Source organism: Paenibacillus sp. FSL R7-0026 (genome assembly GCF_038004485.1).
Classification (GTDB): domain Bacteria; phylum Bacillota; class Bacilli; order Paenibacillales; family Paenibacillaceae; genus Paenibacillus; species Paenibacillus xylanexedens_A.
This window is the reverse complement of sequence record NZ_JBBORG010000001.1, coordinates 5,533,212-5,556,503: the sequence shown is the minus strand read 5'-3', so window position 1 is coordinate 5,556,503 and position 23,292 is coordinate 5,533,212. Positions and strand designations below refer to the sequence as shown.

Below are 23,292 nucleotides of genomic sequence, written 5' to 3'. Positions count from 1 at the left end.
TTGAAGTAAACGATTACTATAAAACGTTTTCGATTTTTACCACTTTGAATACATTTTACCTTAATATTACTTTTGTTTCATTTAAAAGTAGAATTTATCACTGATTTTGACGAATTAATGTCTGATTATATATGTCTATATCTAATTTTTATATGATTTTCTCTAAAATCCAGATGGTATTTTGAAAACGCTCTATCGAGTATGATTATTTTATAAAACAGAGGAGGGGGAACGGAGATGGAAACGCTAACAAAAAAATCCGCTTCCGCGAACAGAAGCAGTGACCCCAAACCGCCTTTAAAGAATCGGCGGAACGGAATTTGGGACAGAATGAAACAGCAGAAATATCTCTATCTCATGTCATTGCCATTCGTAGCTTGGGTTTTCGTATTTAACTATCTGCCACTATGGGGATGGACGATGGCTTTCCAAAATTATAAACCTGCCAGATCATTTGGTGATCAAGAGTGGGTTGGTTTTAAACACTTTGTAGAGCTGTTCAGTGATGATCGTTTCTATCTGGTACTTCGTAATACGCTTGCAATGAGCTTGATGGGACTAGTTGTCGGTTTTATCGTACCGATATTCTTCGCTATTCTCCTGAATGAAATGAGAGGCATGTTCTTCAAACGTGCCGTGCAAACGGTATCATATCTGCCTCACTTTGTATCCTGGGTTGTTGTAGCCGGGATCATTACGAAGATGCTCTCCACCGATGGAGGGATTATCAATGATCTATTGGTAGGACTGAACATCATCGATCAGCCGATCCAATTCATGGCCAAGGGGAACTTGTTCTGGTACATTGTAACCGCTTCAGATATGTGGAAGGAAACCGGTTGGAATGCCATCATCTATCTGGCGGCGATTACAGGTATCGACAATGAGCTGTATGAAGCTTCCCGTGTAGATGGAGCCAACCGCTGGAGACAGATGTGGCATATTACGCTGCCTGGCATACGGACCACGATTTCCGTACTTTTCATCATGTCGATTGGACATCTGATCAGTATCGGTTTCGAGAAGCAGTTCTTGCTTGGCAACAGTCTGGTCACAGACTACTCGGAAGTACTTGATCTATACGCGCTCAATTATGGTTTGAATATGGGACGATTCTCGTATGGTACAGCCATAGGTATATTCAACTCCGTTGTCAGTATCATCCTTCTGTTTACTGCGAACGGCTTGTTCAAAAAATTCACAAAAGAAAGCATCATGTAGGGAGGGGACGACATTATGGCGAACAAAGCATTCAATGCTACTCGGGGCGATAAACTGTTCGATATATTCAACATCCTCGCGATGACCATGGTGCTGGTTGTAACACTTTATCCATTCCTTAACGTACTAGCCATCTCACTCAATAACTCGACAGATACAGTACGTGGCGGAATTTACTTGTGGCCTCGCGAATTCACATTACAGAACTACAAAACGATTTTCCAATATGATGGATTGTTACAAGGTTTGCAAATCTCCATTCTGCGTACACTTGTAGGTACCGTGCTCGGATTGATCAGTTCATCCATGATCGCCTTTACACTGAGCAGACCTGATTTTGGACTTAGAAAATTTGTATCCACAACACTCGCGCTCACGATGTATTTCTCCGGTGGTCTGATTCCGGTGTACATTCTGATGCGTGACTTGAACCTGATCGGTACATTCTGGGTATATGTATTGCCTGGCATGATCAGTGCATTTAACGTGTTCATCATCCGTTCATTCATTGATGGCCTGCCATACTCATTGCAGGAATCCGCGAAACTGGATGGAGCGAATGACTTTACAATCTATTACAGAATCATCTTGCCGCTGTGTAAACCAGTGCTTGCTACCATCGCATTGTTCCTGGCTGTAGGTCAATGGAATGCGTGGTTCGATACGTACCTGTATAATGGTTCAAAGGCACATCTGACCACGCTCCAATATGAGCTGATGAAAGTATTGCAAAGTACACAGCAAGGCTCAGGTGCTGGACGAAATGCCAATGATATGGCGCAGCAAATGACACAGATTTCACCGGAATCGATCAAAATGGCGATTACGATCGTTGTAACGGTTCCAATCCTCATTGTATATCCATTCCTTCAGAAGTACTTTGTTGGCGGTATGACACTGGGCGCAGTAAAAGGTTAAACAAGTGGGTACAGGCTGCCACATAGAGCGGCCGTACATCTACAAATGAAGCATCAGGATACCCGAAGCGCAGCCATTTGGTCTGCGCTTCACCGTATAGGGCTGCGGTGTGGTATTCATGAAGCTATAGACAGGGACAAAAAAGTCCCGGATAAGACAGACATATGAAACAGGGAGGATTACCATTATGGCAAGTTCCAAAATGAAGATTGCACTGGCACCAGTGCTTGCAATGTCTTTACTCGCAGGTTGCGGTGGAGGAAGCGGCGGTGATACGTCGTTCAAGGATACAAGCGCAGAGACAACTCCACTTACTTTTGACTTCTTTAGCGTTGACCCCAGTCCGAACTGGAATGGCATGAAGGATGAAGTAGGTAAAGTCCTTACGGAAAAAACAGGGATAACCCTTAACGGTGAATTTGCCGTTAGTGGTGGTCAAGATAAAATATCCTTAATGGCGGCGAGCGGAGACTATCCGGATATTGTCTCCCCCAAAGGAGAACTCAGCAAACTGGTGGATGCTGGAGCAATGCTCGATCTGACAGATCTGATCGACCAATATGCTCCCAATCTGAAGAAGCTGTATGGTAATTACATGGACCGGTTGAAATACAGTAATGAAGATCAGGCTATTTATGTGCTGCCAACGTATTATGCGGTAGACCAGAAGTACTTTGATGCAGGTGGTGGATTTGGCATTCAGCACCGTGTACTGAAAGAACTCGGATACCCGGAAGTGCGTACACTTGAGGATTACGAGAATGTATTGAAGGCGTACAAAGAGAAACACCCAACAATTGATGGTCAGCCAACCATCCCGTTAACACTGGACGCGGATGATTGGAGAATCATGATTACCGTAACGAACCCGGCCTTCCAGGCAACAGGTGCACCGGATGACGGTGAATACTACATCGATCCAGAGACGTATGAAGCAAGTCTGCATTACAAACGTCCAGAGGAAAAAGAGTACTTCCGCTGGTTGAACCATATGTACAACACTGGATTGCTGGATCAGGACAGCTTCATCCAGAAAACAGACCAATACAAATCCAAAATTGCAAGTGGACGTGTTCTGGGTGTCATTGACCAGGATTGGGGTTATTCCGATGCAGAAAATGCACTGAAATCTGCGGGCAAGGATGAAGCAACGTATTCACACTTCCCGGTAACCCTGTCCGAGGATATCAAGGATCATGCCTACCAAGACCCTGGTTTTGTATCCGGTTGGGGTGTAGGGATTACAACATCGAACCCTGACCCGGTTCGTACGATCAAATTCTTCGATTACCTGGCTTCTGAAGAAGGGCAAGTGCTGATGAACTGGGGAATTGAGGGCAAACAGTACGAAGTGAAGGACGGCAAACGTGTCATTCCTGCCGACATTCTGGATCAGAAAACCAATAATGCAGCCGTATTCCAGAAAGAAACGGGTATTGGACTGTATACCAATATGACTGGTCACTATGGAGACGGTGTGAAGGATTCAACGGATAACTACTACACTACGAATTTCCCTGAACAGATCGTGGCAGCATATTCCGATGCAGAGAAAGAAACACTCAAAGCTTACGGTGCTACGACGTGGAAAGATCTGTTCCCGAGTGAAGACGAGTTCCCAATCAAACCATGGGGAGCAGCATACAATCTGCCAACACCAGGTGACTCCAACTACAACGTCATCTTCAAGAAAACACAGGATATCATTCGGAAACGTATCCCGGAAGCCATTCTGAGTACTCCTGAACAGTTCGATGCGATCTATGACGGCATGATTGCAGAAGTGAACCAAGCAGGAGCAGAGGATATGGAGAAACAATATACAGAACTCGTTCAAAACCGTGTTCAATTGTGGAGCGGTGAAGAGGCTAAATAAACGATTAGCAATTCAGATCTAAAACGAAAAAGAATCCAGAATATCTGGGTTCTTTTTTTATCTAAAACGTTTTCTAAAAAACGTTTTCAATTTTAGAAATTCACTATTGACAAGGGATATAGGAGCGATTATTATTCAATTATGAAAGCACTTACATTTGCTTGTACACCACGTGGCATACACCTTAATCTCAATGTAAACATTGGCAGAATGAAGAGGAAATAAGGCAAGAAGAACATTTTTTTCTTTTTAAGAAAACGCTTCTAATGTTATAAAAACAAGAAAATTACATTTGTTTCATCTGGTCACGGTATGTGCAGGTCAGCCTGTTATACAAATATACAGCTTCATTAATATCCATAAGGGGGATTACACATGAAGGGCAAAACACCAAAAACATTCGCAATGCTTCTGTTAGCCAGTGCTCTTGCAATTACAGCAGGATGCAGCGGCAGTGGAGGAGGAACTAACGCTTCAGAGAAACCGGTTGATTCCGGAGATACAACCAGTCCAGTGACCTTTACATTCTTTGGTGCAGACGCGAGTCCGAACTGGAATAACATGAAGGATGCTGTCGGTCAAGAGATTACTAAGGCAACGGGAGTTACAATTGAAGCTGAGTATGATGTGAATAATGGTGGTGACCAAAAGATTCCTTTGATGGCTGCCAGTGGTGATTACCCTGATATTATCTATCCTAAAGGCAACTTGTCTAAGCTTGTGGATGCAGGCGCGATGCTGGACCTGACCGATCTAATTGAGGAGCATGCTCCCAACTTGAAAAAAATCTATGGTGATCAGATGAACCGTCTGAAATACAGTTTGGAAGATCAAGCCATTTACACGATCCCGACCAATATGGGTGTAGATAACGTTGCGTTTGACGCTACGGGCGGATTCGAAATTCAACAAAGAGTATTGAAAGAGCTCGGCTACCCTGAAGTAAAAACGCTTGAGGACTACGAAAACGTACTGAGAACGTATTATGAAAAACATCCAACGATTGATGGTCAACCGACGATTCCGTTAACATTGAATGCAGATGACTGGAAAATTATGATTACGGTAACGAACCCTGCATTCCAAGCTACGGGTGGACCGGATGATGGTGAGTATTATATTAATCCTGAGACCTATGAAGCCGTTCTACACTACAAACGCCCTGAAGAAAAGGAATATTTCCGTTGGTTGAACAAAATGTACAATGAGGGCCTGCTTGACAAAGATACATTTGTTCAAAAGGATGACCAATACAAATCCAAAATTGCCAGTGGCCGTGTACTTGGTCTAATTGACCAGGAGTGGAACTATGGTGAGGCGGAGAATGCTTTGAAATCATCTAACGGTGGCGACAAAACATATGCCCACTTCTCCGTATCCCTGAACAAGGATATTGTGGATCATACGTTCCAACCGACAGGATTTGACGGTTATGGTATCGGAATCACAACTTCGGCCAAAGATCCGGTACGTATTATCAAATTCATGGATTGGCTTGCTTCCGATGAAGGTCAGGTCCTGAGAAACTGGGGCGTTGAAGGCCAACATTATCAAGTCGAGAATGGGAAACGCATCATTCCGGCTGACGTACAAGATCGCAAAACCAATGATAACTCTGCTTTTACCAAAGAATCAGGCGTAGGCATGTATAACGTATTTAGCGCCAGATACGGTGATGGTGTGAAAGATGCCACAGATAACTATTACACAACGAATTTCCCTGAACAGATCCAAGCAGGTTACACTGCAGCTGAGAAGGAAACGTTGAAAGCCTATGGTATTACAACATGGAAAGATTTCTATCCTTCCGAAGATGATCTGAAGCTGAAAGATTGGGGCGCAGCATACAACATGCCTGTACCATCTGACACGGATTACAACGTAACGTTCCAGAAAACACAGGATATCGTACGTAAACGTATTCCAGAGGCGATCCTTGCCAAACCTGAGAGCTTCGACAGCGTATATGATAGTCTTCTGGCTGAACTCGATAAAGCGGGTGCAGTGGAGATGGAGAAACAATACACGGTTTGGATCAAAGAACGTGTAGCTCTCTGGACTGGAAAAGATGTGAAATAAGCTTGAAAACCAAGCATTAAAGTTAAGGATTTTCATAGCGGAAAAAGCCCTTGAGAAAGGGCTTTTTTTATTGTTGACGTGAGGTGATGGATAGCCTATAATCTATCATGTAAGCACTTTCAGTAAGCGGTTTATCTCATTTCCGAAAACGTTTTACGTCTGTTAGAAGAAGAATCTTTCTTTTTGCAGAATCGAAACGTCAGCTTCAGTAAACACGTCGGAATGAACGATACCGAAAGCGCATTCAAAAAAAGTGGTATCCTCAGGCATAAAGCCTGTTATACAGATAAAACCTTCATAAATAATAGGGGGAACTAGACAATGAGAGGCAAAATGAAAGGTAATACACCCAAGACGTTTGCAATGTTGATGCTCGCAAGTGCAATGTTGGTTACAGCTGGTTGTGGGAATTCGGGAACCAAAGAGACTTCGGAGTCCAGCGGAACCGAACCGATCACAGTTACATTCTTCGGGGCGGATGCTAGTCCAACCTGGAACAAGATGCAAGATGCTGTTGGTAAAAAGATTACGGAGCAAACAGGCGTTACCATTGAAGCAGAGTATGATGTAAACGATGGTGGTAACCAGAAGATTGCACTAATGGCTGCCAGTGGTGACTTTCCTGATATGATCTACCCTAAAGGTAACTTATCTAAGCTTGTGGATGCAGGCGCGATGCTGGATCTCACGGATCTGATTGAGGAGCATGCTCCCAACCTGAAAAAAATCTATGGAGAACAGATGAACCGTTTGAAATACAGTTTGGAAGATCAAGCGATCTATACCATTCCAACCAATATGGGTGTTGATAATGTTACGTTTGACGCTACAGGTGGATTTGAAATTCAGCAAAGAGTATTGAAAGAGCTTGGATACCCTGAAGTGAAGACACTTGAGGATTACGAGAATGTACTCAGAGCTTATTATGAAAAACATCCAACCATTGATGGTCAGCCAACCATTCCATTAACATTGAATGCAGATGACTGGAAGATCATGATCACGGTAACGAATCCTGCTTTCCAGGCAACAGGTGCACCGGATGATGGTGAATATTACATTGACCCTAAAACGTATGAAGCAAAATTGCACTACAAACGTCCAGAGGAAAGAGAATATTTCCGCTGGTTGAATAAAATGTACAATGAAGGCCTACTGGACAAAGATGCCTTTGTTCAAAAGGATGACCAATATAAGTCCAAAATTGCCAGTGGCCGTGTCCTCGGTCTGATTGACCAAGAGTGGAACTATCAAGAAGCGGAGAACGCGCTTAAATCATCGGGTAAGGATGATGCCACATACGCTCACTTCTCTGTATCACTTAACGATGAGATTGTGGATCACACGTTCCAACCAGCCGGATTTGACGGTTATGGCATCGGGATTACAACTTCGGCCAAAGATCCAGTACGTATCATCAAATTTATGGATTGGCTTGCTTCCGATGAAGGACAAGTTCTGAGAAACTGGGGTATCGAAGGTGAACATTACAACGTAGAAGATGGTAAACGTGTGATTCCAGATGACGTACAGGACCGCAAAACGAATGACAACTCCAATTTCAGCAAGGAAACAGGAATTGGGATGTATAACGTATTTAGTGCAAGATACGGTGATGGTGTAAAAGATTCTACGGATAACTACTACACAACAAACTTCCCTGAGCAGATTGTAGCTGGTTACACGGCTGCAGAGAAAGAAACGCTGAAAGCTTATGGTATCACCACATGGAAAGAGTTCTATCCGGCTGAAGAAGATCTGCCAGTTAAGGATTGGGGCGCAGCGTATAACATGTCCGTACCTTCCGGTACAGACTATGAGGTAACGTTCCAGAAAACGCAGGATATCATCCGTAAACGGATTCCGGAAGCTGTTCTGACTACACCAGCCAACTTTGATGCAACCTATGATGCTTTACTGGCTGATTTGGACAAAGCGGGTGCAGTTGAAATGGAGAAACAATTTACGGTTTGGGTTAAAGAACGTGTCTCTCTGTGGACAGGAAAAGACGTAAAATAATATGGATTGTCTGTGATCCATGGTTACACAAGGAAAGGGCCCTATATGGGGCCTTTTTTTTGTGGAATGATGTGATGATTTGCATTGACGCAAATTTTGAAATCACATATAATTTTATTATTGTAAGCACTTTCCGAAAACGTTTTATGTCATAAGAAATATACAGCTGATTTAGGAACAGGAGCTAATCATGTCCCAACACAATAACCAGACTAAAATCAATCGTCTATGGTATCGACAACCAGCAAAACGCTGGGAAGAAGCATTGCCCATCGGAAACGGCCGTCTTGGAGGCATGGTGTACGGTGGCGCAGCAGATGAACGAATTCAGCTCAATGAAGATACATTATGGTCAGGGTTTCCACGGGATACGATTCAATACAGCAGTCAGCGGTATTTGAAGCAGACGCGAGAGTTGATCATTTCTGGGCAGTATGGTGAAGCTGAAGATTTGTTGAACCGTGAAATGCTTGGCCGTGATGTGGAGGCTTACCAGCCGATGGGTCATTTTCTATTGAACCATGAGGGTCTGGAGGATCTTTCATATGATGCATTTGAACGGGAGCTTGATCTGGAATCGGGTATTGCAACCACAACCTACTCATTGGAAGGAACTCAATACGTACGTGAAGTGTATTCAAGTGCTTTGGATGATCTAATGGTCTGCACATTAACTGCTGTTCAGAAGGGCGCTGTGAGTGTAAGTATTACGCTAGACAGTCCCCATCCTTATCGCGTTGAGACTTCGGGAGATGCTCTAACCATGTTCAGTCGGTGCCCAAGTCATGTGGAGTCCAATTACTTCAGAGATCACCCGGAATCCGTTCTCTATGAAGAGGATCGGGGAACGGCTTATGCTGTCCGTGTAGCATTTACGGCATCTGGCGATCAGGTGAAGGTCTCCAATCTGGAAGGCAAGTTACATATTCACGGTGCTGACCAGATTGTTTTCTATCTAGCAGCGGCTACCTCCTTTGAGAGTTACGATGTGTTACCTGTGAAGGATCATCTTGTAATGGAAGAGGAATGCAAGGAGATGATCTCCAAAGCGACCACACATGGCACGGAAGCGCTTCGTGACCGACATATTCAGGATCATAGCGCGTTGTTTAACAGAGTCTCTATTGATTTAGGGGTATCGGCTAACGCCGAATTACCTACAGATGAGCGGTTGCAGGCTTATCAGGCAGGGCAACAAGATCCTGGACTGGAGGCACTTTATTTTCAATATGGAAGATATCTGTTAATGGCTAGTTCGCGTCCGGGCAGCCAGCCTGCCAATCTGCAGGGAATCTGGAACCATCAGGTAGAGCCGCCATGGCATAGTGATTACACGATCAACATCAACACGGAGATGAATTACTGGCCAGCGGAAGTCTGCAATCTCAGTGAATGTCATGAGCCGCTGTTTGATATGCTGACCGATCTCAGTGATACAGGACGAAGAACGGCGCGGATTCTGTATGGAGCCCGTGGATGGACTGCTCATCATAACGTGGATATCTGGAGAACCTCTACACCGACAGGTGGAGATGCAAGCTGGGCTTTCTGGCCGATGGGCGGCGTCTGGTTGACCTCGCATCTATGGGAGCATTACCAATTTGCCGGGGATCAGCGTTTTCTTGAGGAACGTGCGTATCCCATCATGAAAGAGGCGGCGCTGTTCTGTCTCGATTGGCTGGTGGAAGGACCCGATGGTTATCTGGTTACGATTCCATCCACTTCACCAGAGAACAAGTTTCTCACAGATGCTGGGGAGGCACGCAGTATATCCATGGCTTCAACGATGGACATGACTTTAATTCGTGAACTGTTCAGCCGCTGTATTGAGGCCGCGAAGCAACTAAATATAGATGAGTCGTTGGCGAGCGAGTGGGGTGAGGCTCTGGAGAAACTCTATCCATTCCAAATTGGAAGCGAAGGACAATTGCTGGAGTGGTTTAAAGATTTTGCTGAATCTGAACCAGGGCATCGTCACGTCTCCCATCTGTATGGACTGTATCCGGGAGAGCAGATCAATCGAGTACACACACCGGAATTGCTAGAAGCATCGAGGGTATCGCTTGAACGTCGTATCTCACAAGGTGGCGGGCATACAGGATGGAGCTGTGCATGGTTGATCAATCTGTATGCACGACTGCTGGATGGCAGCCAGGCACATCAGTTTGTGCGCACGTTGTTGGCCCGATCCACACATCCGAATCTGTTTGACGATCATCCGCCGTTCCAGATCGATGGTAACTTTGGAGGCACGGCTGGAATAGCCGAGATGTTGTTGCAGAGTCACTTGAAAGAGTTACATTTACTGCCGGCACTGCCTGAACTCTGGAATCAAGGTCGAGTTGAAGGGCTTCGTGCAAGAGGTGGTTATACAGTGGGCATAACATGGGCGGACAACAAGCTTGCGTCAGCAGTCATCAAAGCAAACCGAAGTGACACGCTGGCCCTTCGCAGTGCTTATCCGCTGCGTGTAGAAGAAAATGAACAAGCCAAGGCAGAGTTTACGCCTCAGGGCGATTATGTAATTATTTTAACCATGACCGCAGGACAGACGATCCGCGTGTCATCATGAGACGGAGGAGCCAACCATGACCATTTTTAAATTTCCGCAAGATTTTCGCTGGGGTACAGCAACAGCTTCCTATCAAATAGAAGGAGCTGCACAGGAAGGTGGACGCGGGGTATCCATCTGGGATACGTTTGCGCGCACACCTGGCAAGGTATATAACGGAGACAATGGGGATGTCGCATGTGACAGTTACCACCGTTACGAGGAAGACATCGAACTAATGAAGAAACTCGGGATTAATACGTATCGGTTCTCCATTGCGTGGCCGCGCATTATTCCTGACGGAGATGGGGAGATCAATCGGGAAGGTCTGGACTTCTACCACCGCTTCGTGGATGCATTGATCGAGGCTGGAATTGAACCGTTCCTCACTCTGTATCACTGGGATCTTCCACAAACGCTGGAGGATGACGGGGGCTGGGGCAACCGCAGAACTGTAGATGCTTTTGTGAAATATGCCGAAGTGATCTTCAAAGAATTCTCTGGAAAAATCAACTTCTGGCTGACATTCAACGAACCATGGTGTATCGCGTTCCTGTCAAACCTTCTCGGGATTCATGCGCCAGGAAACAAAGACCTGCAAACTTCTATTAATGTGGCACATGGATTACTGGTTGCTCATGGTAAAGCCGTTCAATCTTTCCGTCGCTTAGGAACAACCGGTCAGATTGGTATTGCTCCGAACGTTTGCTGGGCTGAGCCGTACAGCAAATCTCCAGAGGACCAAGCTGCGTGTGACCGATCGATTGCGCTCAATACCGATTGGTTCCTTGATCCAATCTACAAAGGTTCATATCCGCAGTTTATGGTGGATTGGTTTGCAGAAGCGGGGGCTACCGTTCCAATTCAGGAAGGCGATATGGAGATCATCTCACAACCAATCGATCTGCTCGGCATTAACTATTACACGATGGGAATCAATCGCTTCAATCCGGAGGCAGGTGCTCTGCAATCGGAAGAAGTTGATATGGGCCTCACCAAAACCGATATTGGCTGGCCTGTAGAATCACGTGGTTTGTATGAATTTATGCATTACTTGCAAAAGTACGGCAATGTGGATGTATATATCACAGAGAATGGTGCCTGCATCAATGATGACCTGGAGAACGGGAAAATTAACGATGATCGCCGGATTTCATATTATGAGCAGCATTTGGCTCAAATTCACCGCATCATTAATGACGGCATTAACCTGAAAGGGTACATGGCATGGTCACTGATGGATAATTTCGAGTGGGCAGAAGGCTACCGTATGCGTTTTGGTCTTGTTCATGTGGACTATCGTTCACTCGTGAGAACACCGAAGGAGAGTTATTACTGGTATCAGAACGTCATCAAAAATAATTGGTTGGAGACACGGAACGAACATAATCCCCAATAGTTTGGGTGGCAGGTTTAAAGGGTAAAGCAGGTCCTCATTATATATGGTTTCCTTATTAAAGCTGAGAACGACGGTAACATTGGATTATTCCAATGTGCCGTCGTTTTTTTGTATTTTTACCGTTGGAAATGAGTAGTTCATAAAGGTTTCATAAGGTCAAGTGCAGTTCCTGTTATGAAGAGACTATTTTTGGGTTATAAGAAGTAAGGAAGAAATGAATAATGTTTTGTCAACGGATAAATTTAAAATAAAGTGTCCAAATTGCGAATAAAATTTGAACATTTGTTGACTAAAAATCATACTGATGTGGTATATTGGTATAAGGAAAGCACTTACAAAAAGGGAAAAGGAAGTGTTTACTATGGCATCGAAGACAGCAATGGTCAGCCAATTGGAGCGCAAAGACAAAAATATGCGGCGCGCCGTCTTGACGATGACAGTTCTGGCATGGGTCGCACTCATTACGGGAGTGGTCATGTGTCTGATCAATCTGAACGAATTTAATGATCGTAATCTTGGCTTGATGGTTGGTATTGGATTCCTTGTAGGTAGTGTGTTTATTTACGTTATTGCCAAAGCGATTGGCCTTGTTCATACACGCCGGGAAGACGAAGGCGCCGATTGATTATAATCCTGCGTTAATTCGTTCATAATAAGACTGGATGAGTTCCCGGAATCCAGTCAATAAAGCCCTTTGCGGATTCGTTGACACTGTTCAACGGGACTGCAAAGGGTTTTATTTTGTGACTTGAAGTGTAAAGATTACGAAGTACAAATATCAACCATGCAAGCGATTTGTGAGAAAAAATTCACACATTTAAGGTGTAAAATCGACAAATTTGTTAACAAGAACAAAAAAGTTGTTCATTTCTGATATCTTTAGTAGGAAGAGAGTAGTATACTGATTTTTCAGTATGAGCGAATTTAAGGAGAGGGGATCAAAATGAACAAGAAACCTAGGTCGCTAATCCGGATTATCATTCCGGTTGTCCTGACGTTGGTTACAATTGCATTGATTGTCTGGCCAATGCTGGCAGGCGGACAGTACGTTGTTCTGGATCCGAAGGGGCCAATTGGCGCTTCGCAGAGAGATTTGATTGTCATCTCGACAATTTTGTGTGCTGTCATCATTGTGCCAGTACTCATTTTGTCTGCCGTAATCGTATGGCGTTACCGCGACAAGCCGGACAACAAAGCTGCTTATGAGCCTAACTGGTCTCATAGTACGAAGGCTGAGGCAATCTGGTGGACAGTTCCAATTATTATTATTGGAATACTTGCAATTGTAACGATTCGTTACACGTATGATCTGGAGCCTTCGAAGCCGTTGGCTCATGAGAAAGAACCAATTACCATCCAAGTGTCTTCACTGGACTGGAAATGGCTGTTTATGTATCCTGAGCAAGGGATTGCAACGGTCAACACGCTGAATATTCCGGCAGACCGGCCCGTGAAATTTGAACTCACTGCGGATTCACCGATGAACTCATTCTGGATTCCGCAACTTGGAGGACAGATTTATACGATGTCGGGTATGGCGATGACCTTGTATCTGCAGGCAGATCATGAAGGCAAGTACTGGGGTTCAGGCGCTAACTTCACAGGTGAGCATTTTGGAGAAATGCGTTTTGATGTGAATGCTACATCAGACGACGAATTTGACAAATGGGTAGCTGAAGTGAAACAGAGTTCTCAGGCGTTGACTACAGAAGGTTACGCTGCACTGGCTGAACCAGGAACAAGCAATGTTGCTTATTATTCTGCCTTCCCAGAAGGTTTGTTCCAAAATATTGTGACCAAGTATGTTGTGGATGGTCAAAGTGCTCACAGTAAGCATGGAAGTTCAAGTGAAGCTTCTGGAGCCATTCAAAGTCAAACCGATGTGTCCAATCAAGATGAGGACAAGAGTGCTAACTAAAGATTCGAAAGGAGGCCCCCAATGTTAGAGAGACTTAAAGAGTTTGCATCGGAGTTTTTCGTAACTGGCGACCCGCTGATCTATGGAGCAGACGTGGCCATCGGTATTACGATGATTACTATCGTAACGGTGCTGACTTATTTCAAAAAATGGGGCTGGCTCTGGCGTAACTGGTTAACTACCGTCGATCATAAAAAGATCGGTATTATGTATATCATTGCTTCCATTATCATGTTGTTCCGTGGTGGTGTGGATGCATTGATGATGCGTCTGCAGCTGGCTATGCCTAACATGGATTTCTTACATCCTGAACATTATAATCAGGTCTTTACAACTCACGGCACGATCATGATCCTGTTCATGGCGATGCCATTTATGTTTGGTTTATTTAACGTTATCGTGCCATTACAGATCGGAGCAAGGGACGTTGCCTTCCCGTTTCTGAATGCATTGAGCTTCTGGTTATTCTTCCTGGGAGCAATGCTGTTTAACCTGTCCTTCGTTATCGGTGGTTCACCGGATGCAGGATGGCTGAGTTATCCACCTCTATCGGAACTGTCACACAGTCCGGGGGTCGGACAGAACTTCTATATATGGGGTATACAGATATCGGGTATCGGTTCCCTGGCTACCGGTATCAACTTCCTGGTTACCATCATTAAAATGCGTGCGCCAGGCATGAGATGGATGAAAATGCCGATGTTCACATGGTCGGTATTCTCCACTTGTATCATTATCTTGTTTGCTTTCCCGATCTTGACCGTGACACTTGCATTGTTATTCCTCGACAGGTTTGCCGGGGCGCATTTCTTCACACTTGATCTGGGCGGTAACCCAATGATGTATATCAACTTGATCTGGATGTGGGGTCACCCTGAGGTATACATTGTCGTCTTGCCGGCATTCGGTGTATTCTCCGAGATTGTAAGTACCTTCTCTCGGAAAAAACTGTTTGGTTACAAGTCAATGGTATTTGCAATGTTAATTATCAGCTTCCTGTCCTTCTTCACATGGGCGCATCACTTCTTCACGATGGGTTCAGGAGCGGACGTGAATGCATTCTTCGCCGTAACTACGATGTTGATTGCTATTCCAACAGGGGTTAAGATATTTAACTGGCTGTTTACCATGTATCGAGGAAGGATTCGCATGGCGACTCCGATGATGTGGACACTTGCCTTTATCCCGTGCTTTATTGTCGGGGGTATGACTGGCGTTCTGTTATCCGTTGCTCCTGCTGACTTTCAGTTCCATAACAGTTACTTCCTGATTGCTCACTTCCACCAAGTATTGATCGGTGGCGTAGTATTCGGATACTTCGCAGGTCTGTATTACTGGTGGCCTAAAATGTTCGGTTTCCAACTTCCAGAGAAACTGGGCAAATGGGCATTCTGGACTTGGAATATTGGTTTCTATGTCTGCTTCATGCCGCAGTACGCTGTCGGTCTGATGGGTATGACACGTCGTCTGAGCACATACGGCTGGGATACTGGCTGGTGGGAACTGAACTTCGTATCCACAATCGGGGCATTCCTGATGGGTGTCGGATTCTTGTTCCAAGTTGCACAAATTGCAGACGGTATTCGCAAATACAAAACACTTAAAGCTTCCGGCGATCCATGGGATGGTCGTACGCTCGAGTGGTCGATTCCTTCACCAGCTCCTGAATATAACTTCGCTGTTACACCGCGCGGAGATGATATCGATGAGTGGTGGGAAGAGAAAGAACGTCGTGCCAAAGGCATCTATCCGCCTGAGCAACCGCTTGAGCCGATTCACATGCCGAAGAATTCTTCGATTCCGTTCATCATGTCTGTCTTCTGGTTCGTTGCTGGTTTCGGCTTCGTATTCGGTTGGCTGTGGATGGCGATTCTCGGACTTGCTGGCGTAGGCATCTGTATGATCGCCCGTTCATTCTCTTACGATACGGATTATTACATTCCGGTCGACGAAATTAAGCGTACCGAAGCGTCGTTAAGGGGGTCGGTATAGATGGCTCAAGCAGCCGCTAAGCACGGTGAGAATCATGCGCATGGTCATGACCATGGCCACCATGATCCACAGGAAATGAAAATTCTCGGTTTCTGGTTCTTCCTGATTTCGGACGTTATCCTGTTCTCCGTATTGTTCGCAACCTTCATTGTGTTGCGTGACAATACGGCGGGCGGACCGATTTTGTCTGAATTGATCAAAATGCCTGGCGTTATCGCCGAGACATTTATCTTGCTCACAAGTTCATTTACGAGCGGACTTGCCGTTCTGGCAATGAACCAGGGTAAAGTGAAACAATTGATTAACTGGCTGATTGTTACAGCTGTTCTGGGTGCAAGCTTTATCGCCCTGGAGGTTTATGAGTTTATTGAGTTGATTCACGAAGGGTTTAGCTTTACAACGAGTGCTGCTTCTGGCGCATTCTTCACTCTCGTGGGTACTCACGGACTTCACGTATCGCTTGGTCTGATCTGGATGATTGGACTCATGTTCCAACTGAAAAAACGTGGTATTACTGATGTTACTCGCGGTAAAATCAACGTTATCAGTTTGTACTGGCACTTCTTGGACGTCGTATGGATTTTCCTCCTGTCGATCGTCTATCTCATGGGGGTGATGTAGATGGCAGAGCACAACTCACATGATTCCCACGGCCATGAACAACATGGCTCACTGAAGTCTTATGTCATCGGCTTCATTCTGTCCGTCGTACTGACAATCATTCCACTTGTGGTGGTTTTGAACGACATGATGGGCAAAACAGGAACACTCATTGTGATTCTTGGTACAGCAGCACTTCAGTTTGTGGTTCAACTCTTCTTCTTCATGCATATTCGTGAAACAGAGAAACCACGCTGGAATGTCATGGCCCTTATTTTCGGATTACTGATTATGATGACTATCGTAATTGGTTCGATCTGGATCATGCTTAACAATGCTGTTGCACATTAATTGATATGATGAAAGAGCTTCACGACCTTGGAATTCAAGGTTGTGGGGCTCTTTTTTACTAAGCAGAAGATATCGCATATTTTTAATGAAAAAAAGTTGTATTATATCTTCATAAGTCGTTTATGAAATAATTTACCAGTGATACTATTGTTATACACCCTGTCAATATATTCAATATTTTAGCTAGAGCTATTTTAGCAAAATTATTTTAGGAGATGTACCAATGAAAGCTAGGGTAATCCGTTATTATCGTTTTGGCGAACCAAGTGAAGTGTTATGTATGGAAGAAAAAGATGTGATACCCCCTGGCCCCGGTGAATTAGCAGTGAGGATGTATGCTCGGCCTATTAATCCCTCCGATATCATTCCTGTTCGAGGAGCTTACCCGCATCGTACCCGATTACCAGCTGTTCCCGGTTTTGAGGGTGTGGGGGTGGTAGAAGCAGTAGGACCGGGAGTTTCCAATCAAATGTTGGGGCGCCGTGTCTTGCCACTAAAAGGTGAGAATACTTGGCAGGACGTCGTGAAGACTTTGGAGCAACATACGATTATTGTGCCGAATGATATCGATGATCACTCAGCCAGTCAGCTCTATATTAATCCGGTTACGGCTTGGTTGATCTGTACAGAGGTGCTTAAGCTTACGTACGGTGATACCCTGATTGTGAATGCAGGGGGATCTGCGATCGGACGAATCTTTGCACAGATCTCAAAAATTTATGGATTCAAATTGATTGCGCTTACGAGAGATGATCGTCATACTGCTGAACTGTATCGTCTTGGAGCAGCTTCTGTTATCAATACAACGAAAGAGTTGATCCAGGCTAGAATCACGGAATTAACAGAGGGGTGCGGTGCTGATGCAGCCGTGGATTGTATTGGAGGGACAGACGGGGAACAGTTGGTCAGTTGTCTTAAGTCAAATGGTACGGTCATCAGTGTAGGACTACTTTCGGGGATCACACCGTTATGGCATGAAGTAACCCGGGGAACACAAGTTCATGTGAAACTTTTCTGGTTAAAGCATTGGGTGGAACGCTGTTCGCAAGAACGCTGGGAACAGGTATTTCATGAGGTGATGAAGCTGGTCAGAACAGGGAGGCTTGTCATGGCAAACATTGGGGCGACGTATGAACTAACGAAAGTACAACAGGCTATTGCAGCGGCCGAATCAGGTTTCGAGGGGAAGGTTCTCTTAATACAGTAATACATAAAACTTGGAAAAAAGTCTTAATCTCATTATCACATAAATTACTTTTTCGAAAATAAAGGTACACAAAAGATACATAATGAACTAAAATGAACTTATATGAACATTATCAAACTCAATCCCAACTAATTTAAATGACGAAAGGAATGGATTAATAATGGAAAATCGTTATGCTGCACATCCCAATGAAGTGAAAACGTATGATACATCTCGCCTGCGTGAGGAATTTTTGATGGAGCAGCTGTTTGCAACCGATGAATTGGTAACGGTGTATTCTCATGTGGATCGTTATATTGTGGGAACGGCTGTACCTGAGAGCAAGGACATTACCCTTGAAGTGAATCTGAAAGATATTGGAACGAACTTTTTCCTGGAGCGTCGTGAAATCGGTATCATTAATGTCGGTGGTCACGGAACAGTGACAGCGGACGGACAAGGTTATGAGATTGGAGCGAAGGAATGTCTCTACATCGGTAGAGGTGTGAAGGAAGTTATGTTCACGAGCAGTGACAAGGCTCAACCTGCCCAATTCTATTTTGTATCCACACCGGCTCATCACACCTATCCAACAGTAAAAGCAACGCAAGAACAAGCTCAGCCAAATCATCTGGGCAGCATCGAAACTTCCAATGAGCGTACGATCTATCGTTACATTCACCAAGGAGAAGGCGGAATTCAGAGTTGTCAGTTGGTGATGGGCATTACCGAACTCGACAAGGGTAACATGTGGAACACGATGCCTGCACATACCCATAACCGCCGTTCCGAAGTATACTTATACTGGAACTTGCCTGAAGACGGTGTTGTATTCCATATGATGGGTGAGCCAAACGAAACACGTCATCTGGTTGTACGTGATCGCCAGGCGATCATTTCCCCAAGCTGGTCCATTCACAGTGGTGTGGGTACAAGCAATTACACCTTCTGTTGGGCGATGGCTGGTGAGAACCAGACGTTCGAAGATATGGACGGCGTAGCGATGAAAGACCTGAAATAATAAATTACAGATGTCTGAGTTAAATTGACAGGATGGACGCTAGAACACTCATTCATTTGACTCAGGTGGTATAGGAAGTTGATTATGATGAATCCATTGAAAAGACATGAAAAAATTATGGAGGCTCTGCTGGAACGCCAGGAAGTAACCGTCAGTGATCTGAGTGAGTTGTTGCAGGTGACGGGGAAGACTGTGCGAGAGGATCTCGACAAGTTGGAGAGTATGGGGTTACTCGTACGTGTCCATGGTGGTGCTATGCTGGCTCAGAATGACCAGTACGGCATCTTGAATAGCCGCGGAGTTACCGAGAAGCATCATACGGAGAAGACGGAGATTGCTGAACGTGCCCTTGCTTACATTCGACCTGGAGATATCGTTGCCCTCGATGGTGGCAGCACTACGCTAGAGATGGCCAAACGTCTCGATAATCAACCGCTGACGGTGGTGACTAATGATCTATTCATCATTGCGGAGTTGACCAAAAAGGAGCAAGTGCGACTGGTTGTGCCTGGCGGGGCTCGTGTACGGAATATGTTGGTTGGGGATGATACGGCTGCGTTTATATCCAGTCTTAACATTCATAAAGCCTTTATATCCACGACAGCCCTTCATCCGGAATTTGGATTATCCATATACACGGGAGATCTGGTTCCTTTGAAAAAAGCAATGATATCTGCCTCGCAGCAAGTATACGGCGTTGTGGATCATTATAAATTCGGACAATTTGCACTGCGAACTTTCGCCCAGTGTTCGGAACTGGACTATATTATCAGCGATAGTCGTTTGGATGAAGAGACGGCTGCCTTATACGAGCAGAGCGGTGTCACAGTGGATTATCAAAGTTAACCTCATTCATTATTCATGGCATTAAAGAACGGACGGATCTAAGGATTGCATATCAAAACCATGCGGAGGAATCATTCATGAACCCATTTGATTTAAGCGGACAAGTTGCATTGGTGACAGGTACCTCGGGAGGACTTGGACAAGGGATGGCCATTGGTTTGGCAGAAGCAGGTGCTGATGTGGTGCTGGTCTCTTATTCCAAGCCTGCGGCAACGGCAAGTGCCATTGAAGCACTCGGACGCAAAGCTTATGTGATTGAAGCGGATTTAAGTCGTGAAGATGAGTTGTCGGCTGTGTTCGAACAGGCGCTTGCGTTCCAGGGCAGAATTGACATTCTCGTCAACAATGCCGGAATCATTCGTCGCACACCTGCGGCTGATCATGCAGTTCAGGACTGGCATGATGTAATTGGTCTGAACCTGAACACTGTATTTTTCCTAAGCCAATTGGCAGGCAGACATATGATTGAACGTGGAAGTGGCAAAATCATTAATATTGCATCCATGTTGTCCTATCAAGGTGGGATCAATGTGCCAGGGTATACAGCCAGTAAACATGGCGTTGCCGGTTTAACCAAAGCACTCGCCAATGAATGGGCAGGTAAAGGAATCCAGATTAACGGTATCGCACCTGGTTATATGGAAACCGATAATACTACCCAGATCCGTGCGGACGAGAATCGTTACCGGGATATTACAGCCCGTATTCCTGCTGGGCGTTGGGGAACACCTGAAGATCTGAAAGGCCCGGTTGTCTTTCTGGCATCTGCCGCTTCGGATTATCTGAATGGTCATGTGCTGAATGTCGATGGCGGCTGGATGGCACGTTAATCACTTGATAATCGGATTAGCATAAGGAGGCAGTGAGATGAAACTTGGTATTCTGGCGCATACATTTGGCAAACAGCCTACAGCACAGCTTGCGCAGACGATTGCGGATAACGGATTTAATTCCGTACAGCTGGCGCTGGCCAAAGCATTATCAGATGTGGACTCATCGAATGGCAAGCTGAGCCCAGGGCTAGCGAATGAGATCGGAGATCAATTTGCACAGCGCGGGGTGAAGATTGCAGTACTGGGCTGTTATATTAATCCGATAGACCCTGATCCGGTAAGACGACGTGCGGACATTGATCGATTCAAGGAGCATCTGCGTTATGCCCGGGATTTTGGTTGCAGCATGGTAGCAACGGAGACCGGGGGCTTGGACACCTATCGGGGTACGCATCCGGATGGATATGAAGAGAAGGCGTGGAGTGTGCTGAAAGAAACGGTTGAGGAGTTGGCTGAGGAAGCGGAGAAATGGGGCGTGCATGCGGCGATTGAGCCTGTGTCCACACATACCCTTCATACCCATGAACATATGACCCGTTTGTTTGAAGAGATTCCTTCATCGAATCTGGGGATGCTGTTCGATCCGTGTAATCTGATCAAACAACCACATGCAGCAGATCAAGGGGCTTTCTTGCGCGAGGTGATGGAATCGCTGTATCAGCGCATGATTGTGATCCATGCCAAAGATGTAGCCTTTGATGCACAGGGAGAGAAGTTTAATCCGGTACCTGGGGCAGGTATACTGGATTACCCGTTATTTTTTGAATTGCTAAAAACGTATAAGCCACATATCGATATTTCACTTGAAGGTGTAACTGCGGAGGAAGCTGTACCTGCGGCCAAACATTTGCGTGAAGTATGGAGTGCAGTTCGGGTCTAACCAAACCCTGGATGAGGTATTGCATACCGAAGCCAAAGTAGCTGAAAAACCTTTGCCAGTGCAAAGGTTTTTTTGGTACAGAAATCGATAATGCACATATTTAATTTTTCTTATCGGAACAATCGGAAATAAGTCTTTTCAAATGCGACATCTTGTGAGAGAATATGGAAAACATACGCCACCATGCGAAGACATCAGGAACTTAAAGAACGTATATATCGAGGGAGGATTCAGATTTATGTCAAACGAACGTGAGCTTTCATTTGAAACATTGGCAATTCATGCAGGCCAGGAGATTGATCCAACCACCAACGCACGAGCTGTACCCTTGTATCAGACAACATCCTATGGATTCAAGGACACCGAGCATGCAGCTAACTTGTTTGGTTTGAAAGAGTTTGGCAACATCTATACCCGTCTGATGAATCCAACAACCGACGTGTTTGAGCAACGGATTGCGGCGTTGGAGGGCGGAGCTGGAGCGCTGGCTACAGCTTCTGGTCAGGCAGCCATTACGTTTTCACTTCTGAATATTGCTGGTGCAGGTGATGAGATCGTGTCTTCGGCGAGTTTGTATGGAGGTACATACAATCTGTTCTCGACGACTTTACCGAAACTAGGTCTGGACGTAAAATTTGTGGATTCCAGTGATCCTGAGAATTTCCGGGCTGCGATTACGGAGAAAACGAAAGCATTGTATGCCGAAACGATCGGTAATCCAAAGGGGAATGTACTGGATATTGAAGCGGTGGCAGCCATCGCTCATGAACATGGAATTCCTTTGATCGTGGATAATACATTCCCAAGTCCGTACCTGCTTCGTCCAATCGAACATGGCGCAGATATTGTCGTTCACTCTGCAACGAAATTTATTGGGGGTCATGGTACATCCATTGGTGGCGTTATCGTGGATAGCGGAAAATTTGACTGGAAAGCAAGTGGCAAGTTCCCTGGGTTGACGGAGCCGGACTCCAGTTATAATGGTGTTGTATATACGGAAGCGGTTGGACCGATTGCTTATATTATCAAAGCTCGTGTACAACTTCTGCGTGACTTGGGTGCAACGATATCTCCATTCAACTCATGGTTGCTGCTGCAAGGACTGGAGACATTACATCTGCGCGTAGAGCGTCATAGTAGCAATGCCCTTGCGGTTGCGGAATTCCTTGAGAAACATGAGGATGTGTCTTGGGTAAGTTATGCAGGTCTGCCGAGCCATGGTTCTTATGAGCTTGCACAGAAGTATCTGCCAAGAGGGCAAGGTGCGATTCTGACCTTTGGAATTAAAGGTGGTGCGGACGCCGGTCGCAAGTTGATTGAGAGTGTCAAACTGTTCTCTCACCTTGCGAACGTTGGCGATTCCAAGTCACTGATTATTCACCCGGCAAGTACAACTCACGCACAGTTGACTGAAGATGAACAGACCGCAGCAGGGGTTAATCCGGAATTGATTCGTCTGTCTGTGGGTACGGAGAACATTCAAGACATTATCTATGATCTGGAGCAAGCCATCAAAGCAAGTCAGGGAGCAAGTGTAGGCGCGTAAATGGCATTGGGTGGATGTGAGAACAATCACTTAAGTGATATGCCATAAACAGGTCA

Annotated in this window: 18 protein-coding genes; all 18 read left to right on the top strand. The window is 45.3% G+C overall.

The window, feature by feature from the left end:
- Window positions 1–237 precede the first annotated feature (237 nt).
- The 18 genes from MKY44_RS24390 (at window position 238) to MKY44_RS24305 (ending at window position 23,236) form a co-directional block, all read left to right on the top strand.
- On the top strand, window positions 238–1,221 hold the full coding sequence (locus MKY44_RS24390; protein ID WP_036606891.1) for an ABC transporter permease: 984 nt from the start codon (window positions 238–240) through the stop codon (window positions 1,219–1,221).
- Between the two features lie 15 nt (window positions 1,222–1,236).
- Window positions 1,237–2,139 (top strand): carbohydrate ABC transporter permease, encoded by a 903-nt coding sequence (locus tag MKY44_RS24385; protein ID WP_036606894.1) that lies wholly within the window; start codon window positions 1,237–1,239, stop codon window positions 2,137–2,139.
- A 187-nt stretch (window positions 2,140–2,326) separates the two neighbouring features.
- Window positions 2,327–4,015, top strand: a complete 1,689-nt coding sequence (locus tag MKY44_RS24380) for an ABC transporter substrate-binding protein (protein ID WP_341008930.1) — start codon at window positions 2,327–2,329, stop codon at window positions 4,013–4,015.
- 375 nt (window positions 4,016–4,390) lie between these two features.
- Window positions 4,391–6,094, top strand: a complete 1,704-nt coding sequence (locus MKY44_RS24375; protein WP_340018541.1) for an ABC transporter substrate-binding protein — start codon at window positions 4,391–4,393, stop codon at window positions 6,092–6,094.
- 321 nt (window positions 6,095–6,415) lie between these two features.
- Window positions 6,416–8,113: an ABC transporter substrate-binding protein gene (locus tag MKY44_RS24370; RefSeq protein WP_445670663.1), complete on the top strand. Its 1,698-nt coding sequence runs from the start codon at window positions 6,416–6,418 to the stop codon at window positions 8,111–8,113.
- Window positions 8,114–8,303: 190 nt separating this feature from the next.
- Window positions 8,304–10,685 carry a glycoside hydrolase family 95 protein gene (locus MKY44_RS24365; protein WP_341008928.1) on the top strand — a complete coding sequence of 794 codons (2,382 nt, stop codon included), beginning with the start codon at window positions 8,304–8,306 and terminating at the stop codon, window positions 10,683–10,685.
- 16 nt (window positions 10,686–10,701) lie between these two features.
- Window positions 10,702–12,063: a GH1 family beta-glucosidase gene (locus tag MKY44_RS24360; protein WP_091019252.1), complete on the top strand. Its 1,362-nt coding sequence runs from the start codon at window positions 10,702–10,704 to the stop codon at window positions 12,061–12,063.
- A gap of 361 nt (window positions 12,064–12,424) precedes the next feature.
- Complete coding sequence (locus MKY44_RS24355) at window positions 12,425–12,688, top strand: hypothetical protein (protein ID WP_341008927.1); 264 nt, start codon at window positions 12,425–12,427, stop codon at window positions 12,686–12,688.
- A gap of 318 nt (window positions 12,689–13,006) precedes the next feature.
- The gene (gene cyoA, locus MKY44_RS24350) at window positions 13,007–13,981 is read left to right on the top strand and encodes a ubiquinol oxidase subunit II (protein WP_341008926.1); all 975 of its coding nucleotides are present in this window, start codon (window positions 13,007–13,009) and stop codon (window positions 13,979–13,981) included.
- A 21-nt stretch (window positions 13,982–14,002) separates the two neighbouring features.
- Window positions 14,003–15,973 (top strand): cbb3-type cytochrome c oxidase subunit I, encoded by a 1,971-nt coding sequence (locus MKY44_RS24345; RefSeq protein ID WP_341008924.1) that lies wholly within the window; start codon window positions 14,003–14,005, stop codon window positions 15,971–15,973.
- Window positions 15,974–16,594, top strand: a complete 621-nt coding sequence (cyoC, locus tag MKY44_RS24340) for a cytochrome o ubiquinol oxidase subunit III (protein WP_091019254.1) — start codon at window positions 15,974–15,976, stop codon at window positions 16,592–16,594. It begins immediately after the preceding gene.
- Entirely contained in the window at window positions 16,595–16,924 is a 330-nt protein-coding gene (gene cyoD / locus MKY44_RS24335) for a cytochrome o ubiquinol oxidase subunit IV (protein ID WP_091019256.1), read from the top strand.
- A 223-nt stretch (window positions 16,925–17,147) separates the two neighbouring features.
- The gene (locus MKY44_RS24330) at window positions 17,148–18,131 is read left to right on the top strand and encodes a zinc-dependent alcohol dehydrogenase family protein (RefSeq protein WP_341008923.1); all 984 of its coding nucleotides are present in this window, start codon (window positions 17,148–17,150) and stop codon (window positions 18,129–18,131) included.
- Window positions 18,132–18,291: 160 nt separating this feature from the next.
- Window positions 18,292–19,131 carry a 5-dehydro-4-deoxy-D-glucuronate isomerase gene (kduI, locus tag MKY44_RS24325; protein WP_341008921.1) on the top strand — a complete coding sequence of 280 codons (840 nt, stop codon included), beginning with the start codon at window positions 18,292–18,294 and terminating at the stop codon, window positions 19,129–19,131.
- A gap of 87 nt (window positions 19,132–19,218) precedes the next feature.
- Window positions 19,219–19,977, top strand: coding sequence for a DeoR/GlpR family DNA-binding transcription regulator (locus MKY44_RS24320; RefSeq protein ID WP_341009940.1), 759 nt, complete (start codon window positions 19,219–19,221; stop codon window positions 19,975–19,977).
- A 77-nt stretch (window positions 19,978–20,054) separates the two neighbouring features.
- Window positions 20,055–20,807, top strand: coding sequence for a 2-dehydro-3-deoxy-D-gluconate 5-dehydrogenase KduD (gene kduD, locus MKY44_RS24315; RefSeq protein ID WP_036606921.1), 753 nt, complete (start codon window positions 20,055–20,057; stop codon window positions 20,805–20,807).
- Between the two features lie 37 nt (window positions 20,808–20,844).
- The gene (locus tag MKY44_RS24310; RefSeq protein ID WP_341008919.1) at window positions 20,845–21,690 is read left to right on the top strand and encodes a sugar phosphate isomerase/epimerase family protein; all 846 of its coding nucleotides are present in this window, start codon (window positions 20,845–20,847) and stop codon (window positions 21,688–21,690) included.
- 238 nt (window positions 21,691–21,928) lie between these two features.
- Window positions 21,929–23,236 carry a homocysteine synthase gene (locus MKY44_RS24305; protein WP_036606925.1) on the top strand — a complete coding sequence of 436 codons (1,308 nt, stop codon included), beginning with the start codon at window positions 21,929–21,931 and terminating at the stop codon, window positions 23,234–23,236.
- Window positions 23,237–23,292: the final 56 nt, after the last annotated feature.

Excerpts from the sequence above, each read along its gene's own strand:
- MKY44_RS24390 (WP_036606891.1), top strand. The coding sequence starts at position 238 with ATGGAAACGCTAACAAAAAAATCCGCTTCCGCGAACAGAAGCAGTGAC.
- MKY44_RS24385 (WP_036606894.1), top strand. The coding sequence starts at position 1,237 with ATGGCGAACAAAGCATTCAATGCTACTCGGGGCGATAAACTGTTCGAT.
- MKY44_RS24380 (WP_341008930.1), top strand. The coding sequence starts at position 2,327 with ATGGCAAGTTCCAAAATGAAGATTGCACTGGCACCAGTGCTTGCAATG.
- MKY44_RS24375 (WP_340018541.1), top strand. The coding sequence starts at position 4,391 with ATGAAGGGCAAAACACCAAAAACATTCGCAATGCTTCTGTTAGCCAGT.
- MKY44_RS24370 (WP_445670663.1), top strand. The coding sequence starts at position 6,416 with ATGAGAGGCAAAATGAAAGGTAATACACCCAAGACGTTTGCAATGTTG.
- MKY44_RS24365 (WP_341008928.1), top strand. The coding sequence starts at position 8,304 with ATGTCCCAACACAATAACCAGACTAAAATCAATCGTCTATGGTATCGA.
- MKY44_RS24360 (WP_091019252.1), top strand. The coding sequence starts at position 10,702 with ATGACCATTTTTAAATTTCCGCAAGATTTTCGCTGGGGTACAGCAACA.
- MKY44_RS24355 (WP_341008927.1), top strand. The coding sequence starts at position 12,425 with ATGGCATCGAAGACAGCAATGGTCAGCCAATTGGAGCGCAAAGACAAA.
- cyoA (WP_341008926.1), top strand. The coding sequence starts at position 13,007 with ATGAACAAGAAACCTAGGTCGCTAATCCGGATTATCATTCCGGTTGTC.
- MKY44_RS24345 (WP_341008924.1), top strand. The coding sequence starts at position 14,003 with ATGTTAGAGAGACTTAAAGAGTTTGCATCGGAGTTTTTCGTAACTGGC.
- cyoC (WP_091019254.1), top strand. The coding sequence starts at position 15,974 with ATGGCTCAAGCAGCCGCTAAGCACGGTGAGAATCATGCGCATGGTCAT.
- cyoD (WP_091019256.1), top strand. The coding sequence starts at position 16,595 with ATGGCAGAGCACAACTCACATGATTCCCACGGCCATGAACAACATGGC.
- MKY44_RS24330 (WP_341008923.1), top strand. The coding sequence starts at position 17,148 with ATGAAAGCTAGGGTAATCCGTTATTATCGTTTTGGCGAACCAAGTGAA.
- kduI (WP_341008921.1), top strand. The coding sequence starts at position 18,292 with ATGGAAAATCGTTATGCTGCACATCCCAATGAAGTGAAAACGTATGAT.
- MKY44_RS24320 (WP_341009940.1), top strand. The coding sequence starts at position 19,219 with ATGAATCCATTGAAAAGACATGAAAAAATTATGGAGGCTCTGCTGGAA.
- kduD (WP_036606921.1), top strand. The coding sequence starts at position 20,055 with ATGAACCCATTTGATTTAAGCGGACAAGTTGCATTGGTGACAGGTACC.
- MKY44_RS24310 (WP_341008919.1), top strand. The coding sequence starts at position 20,845 with ATGAAACTTGGTATTCTGGCGCATACATTTGGCAAACAGCCTACAGCA.
- MKY44_RS24305 (WP_036606925.1), top strand. The coding sequence starts at position 21,929 with ATGTCAAACGAACGTGAGCTTTCATTTGAAACATTGGCAATTCATGCA.